This is a genomic window from Colwellia sp. MB3u-8 (assembly GCF_014076985.1).
GTDB lineage: Bacteria > Pseudomonadota > Gammaproteobacteria > Enterobacterales > Alteromonadaceae > Cognaticolwellia.
Map to the genome: position 1 here is coordinate 445,662 of NZ_JACGVA010000058.1, position 15,013 is coordinate 460,674.

General features: G+C 40.1%; 14 protein-coding genes, 1 pseudogene and 1 riboswitch. Of the genes and pseudogenes, 8 read left to right on the forward strand and 7 right to left on the reverse strand.

Features of this window, described 5'->3' with window-relative positions:
- Positions 1–99: 99 nt before the first annotated feature.
- On the forward strand, positions 100–1,473 hold the full coding sequence (locus tag H4J54_RS06700; RefSeq protein ID WP_182190115.1) for a sigma 54-interacting transcriptional regulator: 1,374 nt from the start codon (positions 100–102) through the stop codon (positions 1,471–1,473).
- Positions 1,474–1,749: 276 nt separating this feature from the next.
- Here H4J54_RS06700 and H4J54_RS06705 read toward each other — a convergent pair whose 3' ends face one another.
- From H4J54_RS06705 to H4J54_RS06715, 3 genes are all read right to left on the reverse strand, one after another.
- Positions 1,750–2,223: an FKBP-type peptidyl-prolyl cis-trans isomerase gene (locus tag H4J54_RS06705; RefSeq protein WP_182190116.1), complete on the reverse strand. Its 474-nt coding sequence runs from the start codon at positions 2,221–2,223 to the stop codon at positions 1,750–1,752.
- Positions 2,224–2,308: 85 nt separating this feature from the next.
- Entirely contained in the window at positions 2,309–3,019 is a 711-nt protein-coding gene (locus H4J54_RS06710) for a pseudouridine synthase (RefSeq protein ID WP_182190117.1), read from the reverse strand.
- A 19-nt stretch (positions 3,020–3,038) separates the two neighbouring features.
- Positions 3,039–3,932 carry a mechanosensitive ion channel family protein gene (locus tag H4J54_RS06715; protein WP_182190118.1) on the reverse strand — a complete coding sequence of 298 codons (894 nt, stop codon included), beginning with the start codon at positions 3,930–3,932 and terminating at the stop codon, positions 3,039–3,041.
- Positions 3,933–4,368: 436 nt separating this feature from the next.
- A riboswitch (TPP riboswitch) is annotated at positions 4,369–4,467 on the forward strand.
- 95 nt (positions 4,468–4,562) lie between these two features.
- Between H4J54_RS06715 and thiC the strand changes: the two genes are divergently transcribed.
- The 5 genes from thiC to thiE all read left to right on the forward strand — a co-directional run bounded on the left by thiC (position 4,563) and on the right by thiE (position 10,478).
- Positions 4,563–6,521, forward strand: coding sequence for a phosphomethylpyrimidine synthase ThiC (gene thiC, locus H4J54_RS06720; protein ID WP_182190119.1), 1,959 nt, complete (start codon positions 4,563–4,565; stop codon positions 6,519–6,521).
- An 18-nt stretch (positions 6,522–6,539) separates the two neighbouring features.
- On the forward strand, positions 6,540–7,721 hold the full coding sequence (locus H4J54_RS06725; RefSeq protein WP_182190120.1) for an FAD-dependent oxidoreductase: 1,182 nt from the start codon (positions 6,540–6,542) through the stop codon (positions 7,719–7,721).
- Between the two features lie 76 nt (positions 7,722–7,797).
- The gene (locus H4J54_RS06730) at positions 7,798–8,016 is read left to right on the forward strand and encodes a sulfur carrier protein ThiS (protein ID WP_182190121.1); all 219 of its coding nucleotides are present in this window, start codon (positions 7,798–7,800) and stop codon (positions 8,014–8,016) included.
- Positions 8,017–8,019: 3 nt separating this feature from the next.
- A complete protein-coding gene (locus H4J54_RS06735) occupies positions 8,020–8,823 on the forward strand; it encodes a thiazole synthase (RefSeq protein ID WP_182190122.1) in 804 nt (267 codons plus the stop codon).
- A complete protein-coding gene (gene thiE / locus H4J54_RS06740) occupies positions 8,823–10,478 on the forward strand; it encodes a thiamine phosphate synthase (protein WP_182190123.1) in 1,656 nt (551 codons plus the stop codon). The genes H4J54_RS06735 and thiE overlap by 1 nt, the downstream gene beginning before the upstream one ends.
- A 22-nt stretch (positions 10,479–10,500) precedes the next feature.
- Here the strand turns inward: thiE and H4J54_RS06745 are convergent, their stop codons facing one another.
- The 4 genes from H4J54_RS06745 to H4J54_RS06760 are packed head-to-tail and all read right to left on the reverse strand — an operon-like array spanning position 10,501 to position 13,965.
- Positions 10,501–11,133 (reverse strand): N-acetylmuramoyl-L-alanine amidase, encoded by a 633-nt coding sequence (locus H4J54_RS06745; RefSeq protein WP_182190124.1) that lies wholly within the window; start codon positions 11,131–11,133, stop codon positions 10,501–10,503.
- Positions 11,134–11,175: 42 nt separating this feature from the next.
- Complete coding sequence (locus tag H4J54_RS06750) at positions 11,176–11,610, reverse strand: hypothetical protein (RefSeq protein WP_182190125.1); 435 nt, start codon at positions 11,608–11,610, stop codon at positions 11,176–11,178.
- Positions 11,611–11,642: 32 nt separating this feature from the next.
- Complete coding sequence (locus H4J54_RS06755; RefSeq protein WP_182190126.1) at positions 11,643–12,683, reverse strand: hypothetical protein; 1,041 nt, start codon at positions 12,681–12,683, stop codon at positions 11,643–11,645.
- Between the two features lie 13 nt (positions 12,684–12,696).
- Positions 12,697–13,965, reverse strand: a complete 1,269-nt coding sequence (locus H4J54_RS06760; protein WP_182190127.1) for a hypothetical protein — start codon at positions 13,963–13,965, stop codon at positions 12,697–12,699.
- Between the two features lie 311 nt (positions 13,966–14,276).
- Between H4J54_RS06760 and H4J54_RS19780 the strand changes: the two genes are divergently transcribed.
- Together H4J54_RS19780 and H4J54_RS06770 are read left to right on the forward strand one after the other, a co-directional pair.
- The gene (locus tag H4J54_RS19780; RefSeq protein ID WP_404851891.1) at positions 14,277–14,393 is read left to right on the forward strand and encodes a helix-turn-helix domain-containing protein; all 117 of its coding nucleotides are present in this window, start codon (positions 14,277–14,279) and stop codon (positions 14,391–14,393) included.
- 22 nt (positions 14,394–14,415) lie between these two features.
- A pseudogene (locus tag H4J54_RS06770) lies at positions 14,416–14,805 on the forward strand (transposase); the annotation flags it as partial.
- Between the last annotated feature and the right edge of the window lie 208 nt (positions 14,806–15,013).

Sequence of the window (15,013 nt, forward strand, 5' to 3'; positions counted from 1 at the left end):
TAGTTAAAGGCACTGTTAAGTGCACTAGCGATTATTGATCAATTTAAGTCCTATTTTTAGCACTATATTTTAGCCATAGATAAGCACCGAGAATAACCCATGACCAACCTTAATCCAGCTGCCGTTAAAACAGACAATAAAATTCTAATCGTTGATGACGATCCTAGCTTGCTGCGATTACTTGCTATCCGCTTGGCGGCAGCAGGTTATCAAGTTGAGTCGGCAAAAAATGCCAAAATAGCCCTAGGTCGACTCGAGAGTTTTCATCCACAATTAGTGATTAGCGATCTTAAAATGGAAGGTATGGACGGCATGGCACTATTTGAACAAATAAGAGCTAAGCACCCCCATATTCCGGTCATTATCATGACCGCCCACGGCACTATTCCTGATGCGATTAATGCCACTAAACAAGGGGTTTTTAGTTTTCTCACTAAGCCTTTTGAAAGTAAAGAACTACTTGAAATAGTACAACAAGCCATTCGCCTGCAACCCGCAGAACTCAACCACAGTCAGGCTGATAACCAATGGCGCGATAAAATTATTAGTCGCAGTACTATTATGGAGTCGCTTTTACAACAAAGTAAGCAAGTGGCAAGAAGTGACTTTAGTTTACTTATTCAAAGCCAAAGTGGCACAGGTAAAGAGCTGTTGGCAAAAGCGATTCATTTGGCAAGCCCTCGACATCAACAAACATTTACCGCTATTAACTGCGCTGCAATTCCTGAGCAGCTGCTAGAGTCTGAATTATTTGGTCATATCAAAGGCGCATTTACCGGCGCGGAAAAAAATCATATTGGCTTATTTCAAGCAGCAGATGGCGGTACACTCTTTTTGGATGAAATTGGTGATATGCCCATGAGTTTTCAGGTAAAACTACTACGTACCTTGCAAGAACGAGAAATACGTCCCGTGGGTAGCACACAAGCAATTAAAGTTGATGTTAGGATTATTTCAGCAACCCATAAAAATTTACAACAAGCCATTATTGACAAAACATTTCGTGAAGACTTGTATTACCGACTCAATGTCGTTGAGTTAGAGTTGCCACCCTTGTCTGAACGTCGAGAAGATATCCCATTACTTGCGCAATACTTTTTAAGTCAGTCTGCAGACCAGTCACACATCAATATTACTGGTTTTTCGCAAGAAGCCATGGAAGTGTTGATCAGCGCAACTTGGCCAGGCAATATCAGACAATTACAAAATGTTGTTGAGCAAACACTCGCGTTGTCTACTGAGCCATTAATCAGCGAAATGTTGGTAAAGAATGCACTGCGCGATAACACCAAGATTTTACCCTCGTTTGTCCAAGCCAGAGATAAATTTGAACGCGATTACCTTGCCAAGCTGTTAAAAATTACGGCCGGGAATGTTTCAAAAGCAGCAAAAATAGCGCAAAGAAATCGCACCGAATTTTATAAATTGCTTAATCGCCACCATCTTTCAGCAGAGGCCTTTAGGGAAGAATAGACTAAGCCACTTGAGAATACAGCATTCGCTGCTATGAAGTAGTCTGGGTAGCTAGATGTAAGCGTTTGCTATAAAACCTTAAGTAAAACCGAGAGTAAGGCAAATAAAGCGCCATGACAAGCCGTTGTTGGTTGCTATCAAGTTAAGCGTTAATCAAAAACTAACTCAAGCCAATAACCACTATTTTAATATCGCGTTGCCAACAGTCTTAACAAGCGGTTAAAACTGTTTTTGTTATTTAATATCAGTCAGTGAATCGGGGGGTAGTTAAGTGTTTTACTCAATAGCCAGTAATTCAACATCAAAAATCAATAATGAGCCGGGCGGAATTTTACCTGCCGCACTATTACCATAACCTAGCTCTGCCGGTATAAATAAACGGGTTTTCTCACCTACTACCATTAGCTGTAAACCTTCTGTCCAGCCTTTAATCACTTGATTTAAGCCAAAACTAATCGGTTCATTTCTTTCAACTGAACTGTCGAAAACTGTGCCATCAAGTAAAGTGCCGTGATAATGCACCTTTACTTTTGTGCTTGCCATGGGATGAACGTCACCCTGTCCTGGGGTTAATACCTGATACTGCAAGCCAGAAGCTGTTTCAATCACGCCGGCGACTTGTTTATTATTTTCTAAAAACTCTGCCGCTAGCACAGCATTAACTTTTGCCACTTCACGATTAGCATTATTGCGTACAAAGAAGCTGACGATTAAGGCCAGTACAATAATTAGCATAATATACTTAAACATTCTTATTCCTTATTATTATTTTTTATGGTTTTTTGCATTGTTTGTTGTGATTGTCCGCCTTAATATTTAGGCATTAAAGAGCGTATTATTTATTAATATTATTAACCTCGAGCGCGGTTAGCTTTCTGCTTAACCCAACAGCTAAGCGCTGATCAAGTTGCAAATTGCCAATAGAAGATCGGTGCAAAGCCATCACTGGGTTGCGAAAACGACCAAACATGCGCTTAATTTGGTGGTAACGTCCTTCAATAATCTCAACTTGTGCCAAATAGTCGGATATTATAGTTAATTTTGCAGGCTGAGTCGTAATGTCCTCAAACGCAAAATACATACCTTCGGCAAAAGCGGCTATATATTCAGCGGTAAGTTTATTTTGCAAGGTCACTATATAACGTTTAGTTATTTTTTTCTCAGGCAAAGTTAAGCGTTCTGACCAACGGCTATCATTGGTCATTAGCAGCAAACCCGAAGTATTAAGATCAAGTCGGCCAACAATATGCAGTTCATTTTTAAACGGATATTCAAGTAAATCAAGCACTGTTTTATGTTTTGTATCGCGGGTTGCACTAACAACACCCACCGGCTTATTCAGCATAAGATAATAGGCACAATTAGCTTGGATCACTTTACCGTCCAAGGTGATATGGCTAAAGGTATCAATAATTTCATCAATATCATGAGCGACTACATCATTGATCAATACTCTATTTTGCGCCAATATTAGTCGCACACTTTTGCGATTCACCTGACAATATTGTGCCAAAAATCGATCTAGCCTAGCCTTATTTAACGCCATAATAAAGCCGGCATAAAAATCAACCCAGATCCTTAATAAGATGAACATCGCGTTGCGGGAATGGAATTTTAATATTGGCTTTATCTAACGCTAAATAAATTTCTTTATTCGCTTTATATTTAGCACTGTATAAATTTTCTGTTGGGGTCCACAAGCGCACCGCAATGTTAATAGCACTATCAGCAAAAGCATCAATACCAATCAAAGGCTTACGGGCTTTACTGACAATATCTAACTGTCCAATCACTTCTTCAAGCAAGGCCACCACCGCTAACGGGTTTTCGCTATAATCAATGCCAACACTTAACTCTAACAACGAGTCATGGCTTGAATTATGTAATATTTCACCCACAATATGTTTATTCGGAATGGTAATTTCTACATTGTCTTCATCTGACAAAATCGTGTATGCCAGTAAAACTTCTTTAACTAGCCCAGTAACACCACGCACCGTAATCGTATCACCCACCACAAAAGGACGAATAATAATAATATTAAAACCGGCCGCATAGTTCGCTAGCAAGCCTTGCAGAGCTAAACCAGCACCTAATGAAATAGCACCTATAGCGGCAATAAATGGCGTAACACTAATGCCTAATTTACCTAAAGAAATGATGGTTATCATCACTACAATTAACATTTTACTGGTGTTAGCTAAAAAGCGACTCAGGGTGACATCAAGCTTATGTCGCTCACATAATTTCAGCACGACAGTCGCTATTTTACCCGCAAAAATGTAACCCATAATGAAGATGATAAACGCACCAATTAATTGAAAACTGTAATTGGTGAAAAACTCAACAATGATATTGTAAATACGACCCACTTGATCAATTTCATCTTTAAGTAAGTTGACCGGGTCTAAGGTTTTAGTTATCTGCTCTGTTGCGCTTGAGCTGCTAGATTCAGCCATAAATTAATTCCATATAGTGTACGTTACTCAGTTTGTCTATATTACGACAATTTACCGCTACATTTGCATTATTATTAGGAATTAATACGTAAAGTTAAACCTTGTGCTAACTTTTGCTAACCTGATCACTTAAGTCTGTACTCACCACCCCAAACCTTCGTACTGCTGATTAAAAAATTCTAGCACTGATGGATAGTCAAAATAAAATAAGCTTTTAAAATGAAAAAACGCCGGTAAAAATGATAACTCAAAATCTTGATCAAACAAAATAAGCCGTTGTTTTTTCATGCAATTAATGTCTATTTTTTAATGGAAATCAATATACTTAACACATTAAATAACTACAGCAAAAAATAAAAAATAATATAAGGCTTGATTGTCATTAAAAGTTCAAGCTAGAATAAATTACGTTTAAGCGCACTAAAAGCTTAAACGTATTGACTTGTCGGAGTGCCAAAGGGCTGAGATCGCGAAAGCGGGATCCGTAGAACCTGATTAGATTAACATCTGCGAAGGGAACAAGTGAGCAGAGTCAACAGCGCACGTAAGTTTTTGCTAATAAACCTGCTCCTCGTTACTACCCCATAAAGCTCCGCCTAACTTTTATTTAATAAAAACAGGTGAGAGAACATGAGTTCAATTTCAAGACGTAAACGTCGAAACCAAGCAGCGCAATTTTTAAAGAAAGTTGCCGATCAATCCTTTCCAAACTCTAATAAAGTTTATGTTCCGGGTAAAATACACGATATTCGTGTTGGCATGCGCGAAATAACCTTGTCTGATACTTTAATTAATGGCAATACAGACCAACCTAGCTATGAAAAAAATCCACCCTTGTGTGTTTATGACACTTCTGGCTTTTATACCGATAACTCAGTGGTTATTGATGTACACAAAGGTATTCCTCGCGTACGTGACAGCTGGATTGACTCGCGTGACGATGTCGAGTTTCTGCAAAAAAAAACATCTATCTACAGCCAACAGCGAGGAACAGACGAAGGCCTTGATCATATTCGCTTTGAACATTTACCCAAAGTACGTAAAGCCAAGAAAGGTAAAAATGTCACCCAAATGCATTATGCCCGCCAAGGCATTATCACGCCTGAAATGGAATATGTTGCCATTCGTGAGAATATGAAACGCCAAGAAGTTAAAAGCGAGATACTGCTGCAACAACATCAAGGACAAGCATTTGGTGCCAGCATTCCTGAACAAATTACCCCTGAGTTTGTACGTGATGAAGTGGCTAGAGGTCGAGCCATTATTCCAGTCAACATTAACCATCCCGAAGTTGAACCTATGATCATCGGCCGAAATTTTTTGATCAAAGTCAACGCGAATATTGGTAACTCAGCGGTAAGTTCTTCTATTGAAGAAGAAGTAGAAAAACTGGTTTGGTCAACCAAATGGGGAGCCGATACTGTGATGGACTTATCAACCGGTCGTTATATTCACGAAACCCGAGAATGGATTATTCGCAATTCTCCTGTGCCCATTGGCACAGTACCGATTTATCAAGCTTTAGAAAAGGTTAACGGCATTGCCGAAAACCTGACTTGGGAAATATTTCGCGATACCTTAATTGAACAAGCAGAGCAAGGTGTTGATTACTTTACTATTCATGCGGGTGTATTACTGCGTTATGTACCGTTGACCGCCAAACGAGTTACCGGCATTGTTTCTCGCGGTGGCTCGATTATGGCGAAATGGTGTTTAGCCCATCATCAAGAGAATTTTCTTTACAGCCATTTTGAAGATATTTGTCAGATTTTAAAAACTTATGACGTTTCATTTTCACTAGGCGATGGCTTACGTCCTGGTTCGATTGCCGATGCTAACGATGAAGCACAGTTTGCTGAATTACGCACCTTGGGCGAGCTAACAAAAATAGCATGGCAACATGACGTACAAACCATTGTTGAAGGTCCTGGCCATGTACCCATGCATATGATCAAGCAAAATATGACGGAACAACTTAAGCATTGTGGCGAAGCACCTTTTTATACCTTAGGCCCGCTAACCACAGATATTGCCCCCGGTTATGATCACATTACCTCCGGCATTGGTGCCGCTAATATTGGCTGGTATGGTTGTGCCATGCTTTGTTATGTTACCCCGAAAGAACACTTAGGCTTACCCAATAAAGAAGATGTTAAAGAAGGTTTGATGACCTATAAAATCGCCGCGCATGCTGGCGACTTAGCAAAGGGTCACCCAGGTGCGCAAATTCGTGACAATGCCATGTCAAAAGCCCGTTTTGAGTTTCGTTGGTATGATCAATTTAATATTGGCTTAGATCCTGAAAAAGCCCGTACTTACCACGATGAAGCCTTGCCACAAGCGTCAGGCAAAGTCGCACACTTTTGTTCCATGTGTGGCCCTAAATTTTGTTCAATGAAAATATCGCAAGAAGTTCGAGATTATGCCGCTAATTTAAGCGATACGGACAATAGCGAACAGCCTATTAAAATTAAACTACTTGATGAAACCATCAGTATTTCAAGTCAAGGAATGGCTGAAAAATCAGCTGAGTTTAAGGCCAACGGCAGCGAGCTCTATCAGCCTGTTGCCAAGCCAGTAAACAATTAGCAGCCGAGTCGTTTAATTATGTCAACCATCGCTATTATTGGCGCCGGCCTGATGGGTCGCTTGCTAGCCTTGTCGTTAAATCGACAAGGCTACAAGGTGACGCTATTTGATAAAGACCAAAAAAATGGCCAGCAAAGTGCCGCTTATGCTGCCGCTGGTTTATTAACACCGCTTGGCGAAGCCATGCACAGCCCAGCCAACATTGTAGCTATGGGTTTTGCCGCCTTACCTTTGTGGCCAAAACTGCTGAACACCCTGTCAGGCTATAGCTTTTTTCAACAAACGGGTTCGCTAGTGGTAAGTCATGAACACGACATCGCTGACTATCAAAAATTGACACGTTTTTTAGCGAATAGTTATCCAAACCATGCTCAACAACAGCTCAACAGACAACAACTTTTGGCGCTTGAGCCAGAGCTTGCCGGTAAATTTTCGCAAGCGCTATATTTGCCCGAAGAAGGTCAAATTGGTAATCGAAAGCTACTACTCGCTTTACATCAACAGCTAAGCGATGAAAATGTTGAGTGGCGCAGTGAGTCTGAAGTTATTGGCATTAAAACCCATAGTTTTAATGCCGGCTGTGAGATTAACTTTCGAGCTTGTGGTCATCACCCTAATAGCCAATGGCAGTCGTTTGATCTTGGAATTGATTGTCGCGGTATTGGCGCGAAAACCTCAACCAAGGCAAACGATAAACACAAGGCTGAACTTGATGACTTACGTGCTGTTCGCGGTGAACTTTTTCAACTTTTTGCTCCTGAAGTTAACATCTTCAGGCCCGTTAGACTGATGCATCCACGCTATCAGCTTTATATTGCGCCAAAAGGTAAAGGCCATTATGTCGTTGGGGCAACAGAAATTGAAAGTGACGATACCGCCGCCATGACCGTACGTTCAGCACTGGAACTACTCAGCGCGGCCTATAGTGTTCATCCCGGTTTTGCTGAAGCCAATATCCGCCAACATGTTAGCCAACTTCGCCCCGCATTTAGCGATAATCAACCGAAAATAATTTCACATAACGCTTTGATTCAAGTCAATGGTTTATACCGTCATGGCTTTTTAATTGCCCCTGTCGTGCTGGCCCAAGTGTTAGCGCATGTTGGCAACCTAATGCAACACCAGCAAAAATCAGTCGAACATTATCAATACTCTCATTGGCTGCCTATTAGTATTTCCCCAGACGGCATTAACCATTAAAAGCCTAGGTAATAGTGGTTGAGTGATCATTGAGTTAAGCATGAGTTAAACATTAAGATAATAATTGAGATGATAAATGAACATATATATTAATGGTAACGCCTTTGAACTCCTTAATGCTGCAGAGCCACACAGCATAGATAAGGTGCTAGCCAAAATATTACCCTTAAGTCAGCAACAACAAAGCTTTGCCTTGGCACTTAATGGTGATTTTGTCGGCCAAGCAGATTACTGCAATACACACGTTAGCAGTAACGACAGCATTGATCTGCTATTTCCTATTGTGGGAGGATAACGCATGTCGCTAAGCATTTATGGTCAACCGATAGCTAGTCGTTTGCTCATTGGCACCGCACTTTACTCGTCGCCAGCCGTAATGAAACAAGCCATTTTAGCGAGTGGATCACAAGTGGTGACCTTGTCACTAAAACGACAAAATCCATTGGCCCAGTCCGGTGAGAAAATTTGGCGCTACATTCAAGCTAGCATTAAGCAAAACCAAGGTTTTTTACTACCGAATACCGCCGGTTGTAAAAGTGCTAAAGAAGCCATAACCTTAGCAAGAATGAGTCGAGAGTTGTTCCAAACAGACTGGATAAAACTTGAAGTTATTGGCGATGATTACAATCTACAGCCAGATCCAATCGAGCTGCTCATTGCCAGCGAGCAACTGCTTGCAGAAGGTTTTAAAGTTTTACCCTATTGCACCGACGACTTAGTTGTTTGCCAACGTTTATACGAGTTAGGTTGTCAAGTAATCATGCCATGGGCCTCTCCCATCGGTACCGGTAAGGGCTTAATGAATCCTTATAACTTGGCGAGTATTCGTCAACGATTACCTAACGCGACATTGATACTTGATGCCGGTATTGGTAAACCTTCAGATGCCTGTATTGCCATGGAAATGGGCTTTGATGGCGTGTTACTTAATAGCGCGATTGCTCTTGCTGATAATCCAGCACTGATGGCCAAATCCTTCGCCGCAGCAATCGCTGCTGGAGAATCCGCTTATATTGCTGGCACTATGCCCGAGCGCCAAACGGCTCACGCTAGCACGCCAACATTAGACCGCCCTTTTTGGCATCACCCAGAGCATACTTAATGACATTTAAACCTTCATTGCTAACGCAAAAATTGAAAAAAAAACCGATTATTTGGACCATTTCAGGTGCAGATTGCTCAGGTGGTGCCGGCATTGCCGCCGACATTAAAACGGGTCATGGCCTCAATGTTGAGGTTTGCCACTTGATCACCGCTAATACAGTACAAAACTCAGTAGAGCTTAGCGCGGTTAATGCTATTAAGGTGCAAGTTTTAGCCCAGCAAACGCAAGCATTGCGCTTTGACAAACCACCCGCCGTGATAAAAATAGGCCTTTTGGTTAATAGTACACAAGTTAATTGGCTAGTGGCAACACTGTTAATCTTAAAACAACAATTACCCGATTTGCTAGTGGTTTATGATCCGGTTGGCCAAGCCAGTGTTGGTGGGCGTTTATCAAGCTTAACTGCTAACGCACTAGCACCATTAATGCCGCTGATTGATGTCATCACGCCAAACCTAATTGAAGCAAAGCAGCTAGGTAGTTTAAGCCCAAAAAGCACTTATAAAGTTGAAGTGCTAGCTGCAAACATTCTTCAATTGGGCTGTAAAGCCGTGATTATTAAAGGCGGTCATACTGACAGTGAAAACACCGAGGCTGCAGAAAAAAATAACGCAGCTAAAACGCATTGTATTGATATATGTTTACAAAGCTTAAGCTCAAGCGTGTTATTAAGCTTAAAGTCGCCGAAGATTAATACAAACTACAGTCATGGTGGCGGCTGTAGCTTTGCCAGTGCCTTAGCCAGCTTTTTGGCTCATGATTATTTATTACGCGATGCCTTTACCTTAACTAAAGCGTTTATTAACCAAGGGTTATCATTATGCGCTGACATACCTAACGGCAATAATGAAGGCGAAAGTCAAGGAGAAGGCAAAAGCCAAGACCATCCTGATGTTAATAACAGCAGTATGAATTACGCCAACAATGAAAATTATTACGGTGCTTTTCAGCCAGGGTCGTGGCCAACAAAACTCAGATATTTTCCAAGCGTTATCAGCCCGCTTAATCAGCAAGTTCAATTATCACCTAACTTCCCGTCCCTTGGATTAACTGTCTCAGAAAAACTTGGGCTATATCCCGTGATTGACTCTTTATCATGGCTTGAATGCTTGTTGCCACTGAATTTAAATATTATTCAGCTACGGATTAAAAGTGAAAATACTGCCGAGTTAGGCTTACTGATAGAGAAAGCGGTGACCATGGCCAGTGATTATCATTGTCGATTATTTATTAATGATCATTGGCAGCTAGCTATTAAATACGGCGCATACGGTGTCCATATCGGCCAAGAAGATCTTAACAGTGCTGATTTAAAGGCGATTGCTAAATCAGGTTTACGTTTAGGCATCAGTACCCATGGTTGTTATGAGTTTTTATTAGCCAAACAACTACAACCCTCTTACCTTGCCATTGGCGCCATATTCGCCACTAACACCAAAGATATGACCGGACAAATTCAAGGGCTAACAAACTTAAGGCAAATATTAGCACTAGCCGATAATATTCCTGTTGTCGCCATTGGTGGCATTAACCAACAACGGCTAGAGCAGGTATGGCGCACAGGCGTTAGCGCAGTGGCGGTAGTTACTGCAATTACCGAAGCTGAACAGCCTGTTAGCGCCACTCAAACCATGCAAGCACTGTTAGGTTAAAAAATATAAAAAAGCTTTTGCTTTAATGGGTCATTGCAATAACTTCAGGGTGGTGAATAAACTCGTCCAACTCATCTTGCGCATTGGGAAATTGTGCTCTATTTTGTTGTAAAATGGCAATGGCATTACGCATCGCTAATCGCGATTCAGCAGTAAATTCATCCGTTTCATGCTCAGTACTAGCAATACTACTGGGCAGTTGTTCACGAATAAAATTCATATCTATTTTATGACCTGGACAAGATTTACTGGTGTGATAGCGCGACGAAATAATGTCTTTTTCTGCTAAATCATTCAATTCTCGATGACCAATGACTTTATTTACCGGTATCGAAAACTCAGTCATCAATCGTCGTATTAAGCCATATAAACTTTCATACTGCGCTGGAGTAAAATCGTTTTTATCACCATGCCCAATACAACAAATACCTAAAGATCGATCATTTAAACCCAAGGCATGCGCACCCATTTTGTTGGTTGGCCTGCCATTTTCAATAGTGCCGTCGACTTTTTGGCTGTGTTTATCATTTAAAATCACAAAATGATAACCAATGCCAGACCAGTTACGGTCTTTATGCCATTGGTCAATCATATCTCGATCGCAATCTCTGCCGGTAAAAGCAGCGGTATGAATTACAATGTATTCTGGAAACATAATCATTTTCCTTAAATTAAGTGGCAAGTACTTAGTCCTGATTCAAAAAATAGGTAAGCTACCTGTGATGACTTGTTTTACGCCAGAAGCAACATACTTCCCGACATTAGAGCCAAAAGCACTGGCTTTGTCATTGATGCCATCAAGCTCAGTTTTCAAATGGCTGTTCGCTTGTTTCAACTTATTCACTTGCTCAGTTAGCGCGGGTGCTTTTTTTTCTAATTCAGCAATAATCTCAGCAATATTTTCAACTTGCTTGGCGGCCGCTTGCGCCTGTTTAATAACCAAATCAGTTTCTTGTTGAAATTGAGCAGCATAATCAGTTTTTTCGACATCTTTCACTAAAGTATCTAAATGACGGCGAAACTCGCCAATGTAATTATTAATTTTTGTCTCTAAATCCTGCTTCGTTGCATCTGCAGACTTTCTGAATTCTTCACTGACATATGCATTAAAAAGTTCTTCATTCGCCTTCATGGTGATTCTCCAATTTCACAATTAAATCCGTGCTACTTTTCAGCTTTTTCTCTTAACACCGACATCACTGAGTTCAGCGCTATTTGGTTTATATTTATGCCAATATTATCTTTAATCGTTTTTATACCTTGCTTGGCATTGAGCAATACGGAGGAAAACTCCTCCTTACTATTTTTACTTAAACCATCAACCAACACCTGACCCGAATTACCGATATCGGCAGCACTGGGAATAGCAACATTTTTACCAACAACCACCGCAATTGCGCCTTGAGAAAAGCCTTTAATAACATGAGCTAATATACCTTCTGAAGAGAGTAGATTACTGGCATGCAAATACATCATGGTATTATTGTGAGCGATTTCATTTTCGTGTGACCAAGCCAATAGTGCATCAAAATGAGTTTGGCTAGCGCTAATATCAATAAATTTTATAGCTGAAATTTCGTTAACTTTACTTTTTAGAAACTCTGATAGCTTTGCTTCTTGGGTTGTTTGAAAGCCGTTAACCTTATCTTCTGCAATAGTTTTCTCAGCTTTTAGGCGGTCAACACACAGCTTTTTAGCGTTTAAGCCAATATTATTAGTCGAGTATAGTCTGCCAAAATAATCAGCGGCAGCTTTTGCCGCCTGCAATTGCAGTGTTTTATCATCGGGATATTTTTTACTTTCTGTCAGCAGATTTTCAGCTTGTTGCTCAGCTAAACTGACTAACCCAGTTAAACTATCTACTTCTGCATCCACTAAAGATAAACAATCTTGTGTGGAGCTATCAAAGAGAACACTAATGTCACTATTGGCTTGAATGATCACCTGTCTTAGATCCGCTAAATTTTCGTAATAAAATTGCTGAACTTGTGTCTTCACTAATTGTTTTATTTGGTTGTTTCGATCAAGCACTAACTCAGTCATTGCCTGATCTTTTTTATTTAACTGTGCGATCACTTGCTGTGCTTGCTTATTTGACTTATTGAGGTGTTCAACAACTTGTGACATTTCATTATTTGCCACACAACCACTTAATAAAAAAACAAATAAAAGCCATATTATTAAATAATTATTACGGTTTTTCATACCCTTAACTCCGTTATTTTGTCTTATCCAAGTGCGCTTTTTTTATTATTTGATTACGAATATTGGTCACATTAACGTCATTATTAACTAACCCTCGCATATTGATTTCAAGGCTGCTCAGTGAGGTATTTGCTATCGGCTTAAAGCTAGGTGTTGGTTCTATAGTGGCTAAGCTGAGCTTGGGCTGCTGTTGTGTTTCAATAGAATCAAGCAGCTTATTAAAAAACTGCCGTATTCTTAATGTGATGGATTCTGACATAAAGCCAAGAAAGAAAGCGGCGACAAGAAATGCGGGTAAATTATTCAGGTTACTAATGTCAAAACTCGCAATACCCGAGGAAATCATGGCAAGGAAAATAACACTAATAAATGGCGCAATAACCAAGCGTGGCAACAACATCACATAAACTTCAGACGTAAAAGCTAAGTCGTCTTCTTCTTTGCGACTTTTAGTGAGACGAATTAGCCAAACAATATTGTTAATTAAAACGCCAAACCAGGTCCAAAATATCAGTTGTACTATCCAAGGTAAGCGATTTAGCCATTCAAAAGACATATAGGCTTGCATCGAATTAACATAATTTGCTACCTGTGCTAAATAAAGCTGTTCGCGCTCATGTTGTAATTTGGCCAAGGTATACATCTCTTGAAATATCTCCGTGCCAGATTGCTCATTTAATAAAGCTTTGTCGGTTAATGGCGGTAAATCTCGGTTCACTATGGTTTCATTAAGTAAGGGATAAAACATTTCTGCAGGATACAATTGCTGTGCGGATTCAAGACTGTGATTGTCAACAATTAAGCTCATGGCACCAGCGACTTCAGGTAAGTATTTTTTCCCCAAGCGATGAGTTAACACCTCATCACTGACTTTAGCTACAGCCAGCCGACCTTGTAACAAAGACTCTTTTGCTGCAGAGAATTTTTTCGTCAAGACCTTACGGGTATTATCAACTTCTTTCGGTGTGATCACTTTGTTTAATTCATATTCGAGCAGCTCAACATTGAGCGTTTGCTTATCAATAACAATACCTTGCTGAAATATTGATGCGGTTTTCTGAAATTTATCTCCACGTGGCTCAGTTTGGTTGGCATAACTGGCAATAAGATAAATAACGGTGAAAAAAATAAGTAAGATAATAGAAAAAAATTGCGCAGCGATAGGCGAGGTGAATCTTCGTTTATACCAAGGCGATTTACTTGCTATGTATTCTCTAGTGAGCCGATTTAATAGCTCAGCAGAAGAATCGCTTGGTATCTTTATAATTGGCTTTTCATCCATCTGCTACACGCCATATTCGTAATATTACATTAGAGCCTAGTAGTTTTTTCATACAAAACAAATTTGTAATGCTTATAAAACACAACTAGCGGGTAATAGAAATAGATTCTGCAACAGTGAAATAACGCAGCTAATCGCCAGGGAGAATAGTATTAATACCAATTACATTAAGTTTTTGATCTAATAGCTTTTATTTTATATCTCTCAATAATTTTATATCTCTCAATATAGGCATTATGAGCCCCTTTGATCGTATTGATTTTAAGTCCCTTATAGCTAAGGAAACGAATGGACGCATGCGCGTACGTCTAATGGCATTTTCTCATATAAAAGAAGGTGCTAATAATTCACAAACTGCAAGAAACCTTCATATTAGCCGTCGTATTGTTAATGATTGGATTAACCGGTTTTATGCTCAAGGAACTTGAAGGATTAAAAGAAAAACCTCGTGCGGTTTGCACAGCAACAGGAGATACCGAAACATTAATCGCTCCATTTATTAATATGAATGTGATGGAAAAGCACTTAGCATTGATATCCCAAAAAGTTCCAAAGGGACGACATGCCGTTATAGTTTTGGATGGTGCCACTTGGCATCAAGCCCACTTAACCGAGAAGTTTAAGAATCTATTAATCATAAAGTTACCCCCTTATTCACCTGAGCTAAATCCTATTGAACAAGTATGGCAATGGTTAAGAAAAAATGAATTAGCGAACCGATGCTTTAGTGGATATGAAAATATTGTTGATGAATGTAGTCGAGCTTGGAATGTTTTTATTTCAGACGTATCTAGGGTGATAAAACTTTGCTCTAGAGACTGGATAAAAATGGGAAGTTAATTAATGGCGTTGGTATTAAATCACTGTAACGCTTTGTAGCCTTTGAGATTGCAGCAAGCTAATGTTCAAACCTCAAGCTTTAGTTATCAAATCCCAGAAAGCAAAAAACCCGTAGCGTCAGCTACGGGTCTCTCTAAATAGAAGCCTAGCAATGTCCTACTCTCACATGGGAACTCCCACACTACCATCGGCGCTAACACGTTTCACT

Excerpts from the sequence above, each read along its gene's own strand:
- H4J54_RS06735 (WP_182190122.1), top strand. The coding sequence starts at position 8,020 with ATGTCGCTAAGCATTTATGGTCAACCGATAGCTAGTCGTTTGCTCATT.
- H4J54_RS06725 (WP_182190120.1), top strand. The coding sequence starts at position 6,540 with ATGTCAACCATCGCTATTATTGGCGCCGGCCTGATGGGTCGCTTGCTA.
- H4J54_RS06700 (WP_182190115.1), top strand. The coding sequence starts at position 100 with ATGACCAACCTTAATCCAGCTGCCGTTAAAACAGACAATAAAATTCTA.
- H4J54_RS19780 (WP_404851891.1), top strand. The coding sequence starts at position 14,277 with ATGGCATTTTCTCATATAAAAGAAGGTGCTAATAATTCACAAACTGCA.
- H4J54_RS06745 (WP_182190124.1), bottom strand. The coding sequence starts at position 11,133 with ATGTTTCCAGAATACATTGTAATTCATACCGCTGCTTTTACCGGCAGA.
- thiE (WP_182190123.1), top strand. The coding sequence starts at position 8,823 with ATGACATTTAAACCTTCATTGCTAACGCAAAAATTGAAAAAAAAACCG.
- H4J54_RS06710 (WP_182190117.1), bottom strand. The coding sequence starts at position 3,019 with ATGGCGTTAAATAAGGCTAGGCTAGATCGATTTTTGGCACAATATTGT.
- H4J54_RS06705 (WP_182190116.1), bottom strand. The coding sequence starts at position 2,223 with ATGTTTAAGTATATTATGCTAATTATTGTACTGGCCTTAATCGTCAGC.
- H4J54_RS06755 (WP_182190126.1), bottom strand. The coding sequence starts at position 12,683 with ATGAAAAACCGTAATAATTATTTAATAATATGGCTTTTATTTGTTTTT.
- H4J54_RS06760 (WP_182190127.1), bottom strand. The coding sequence starts at position 13,965 with ATGGATGAAAAGCCAATTATAAAGATACCAAGCGATTCTTCTGCTGAG.
- H4J54_RS06715 (WP_182190118.1), bottom strand. The coding sequence starts at position 3,932 with ATGGCTGAATCTAGCAGCTCAAGCGCAACAGAGCAGATAACTAAAACC.
- H4J54_RS06730 (WP_182190121.1), top strand. The coding sequence starts at position 7,798 with ATGAACATATATATTAATGGTAACGCCTTTGAACTCCTTAATGCTGCA.
- thiC (WP_182190119.1), top strand. The coding sequence starts at position 4,563 with ATGAGTTCAATTTCAAGACGTAAACGTCGAAACCAAGCAGCGCAATTT.
- H4J54_RS06750 (WP_182190125.1), bottom strand. The coding sequence starts at position 11,610 with ATGAAGGCGAATGAAGAACTTTTTAATGCATATGTCAGTGAAGAATTC.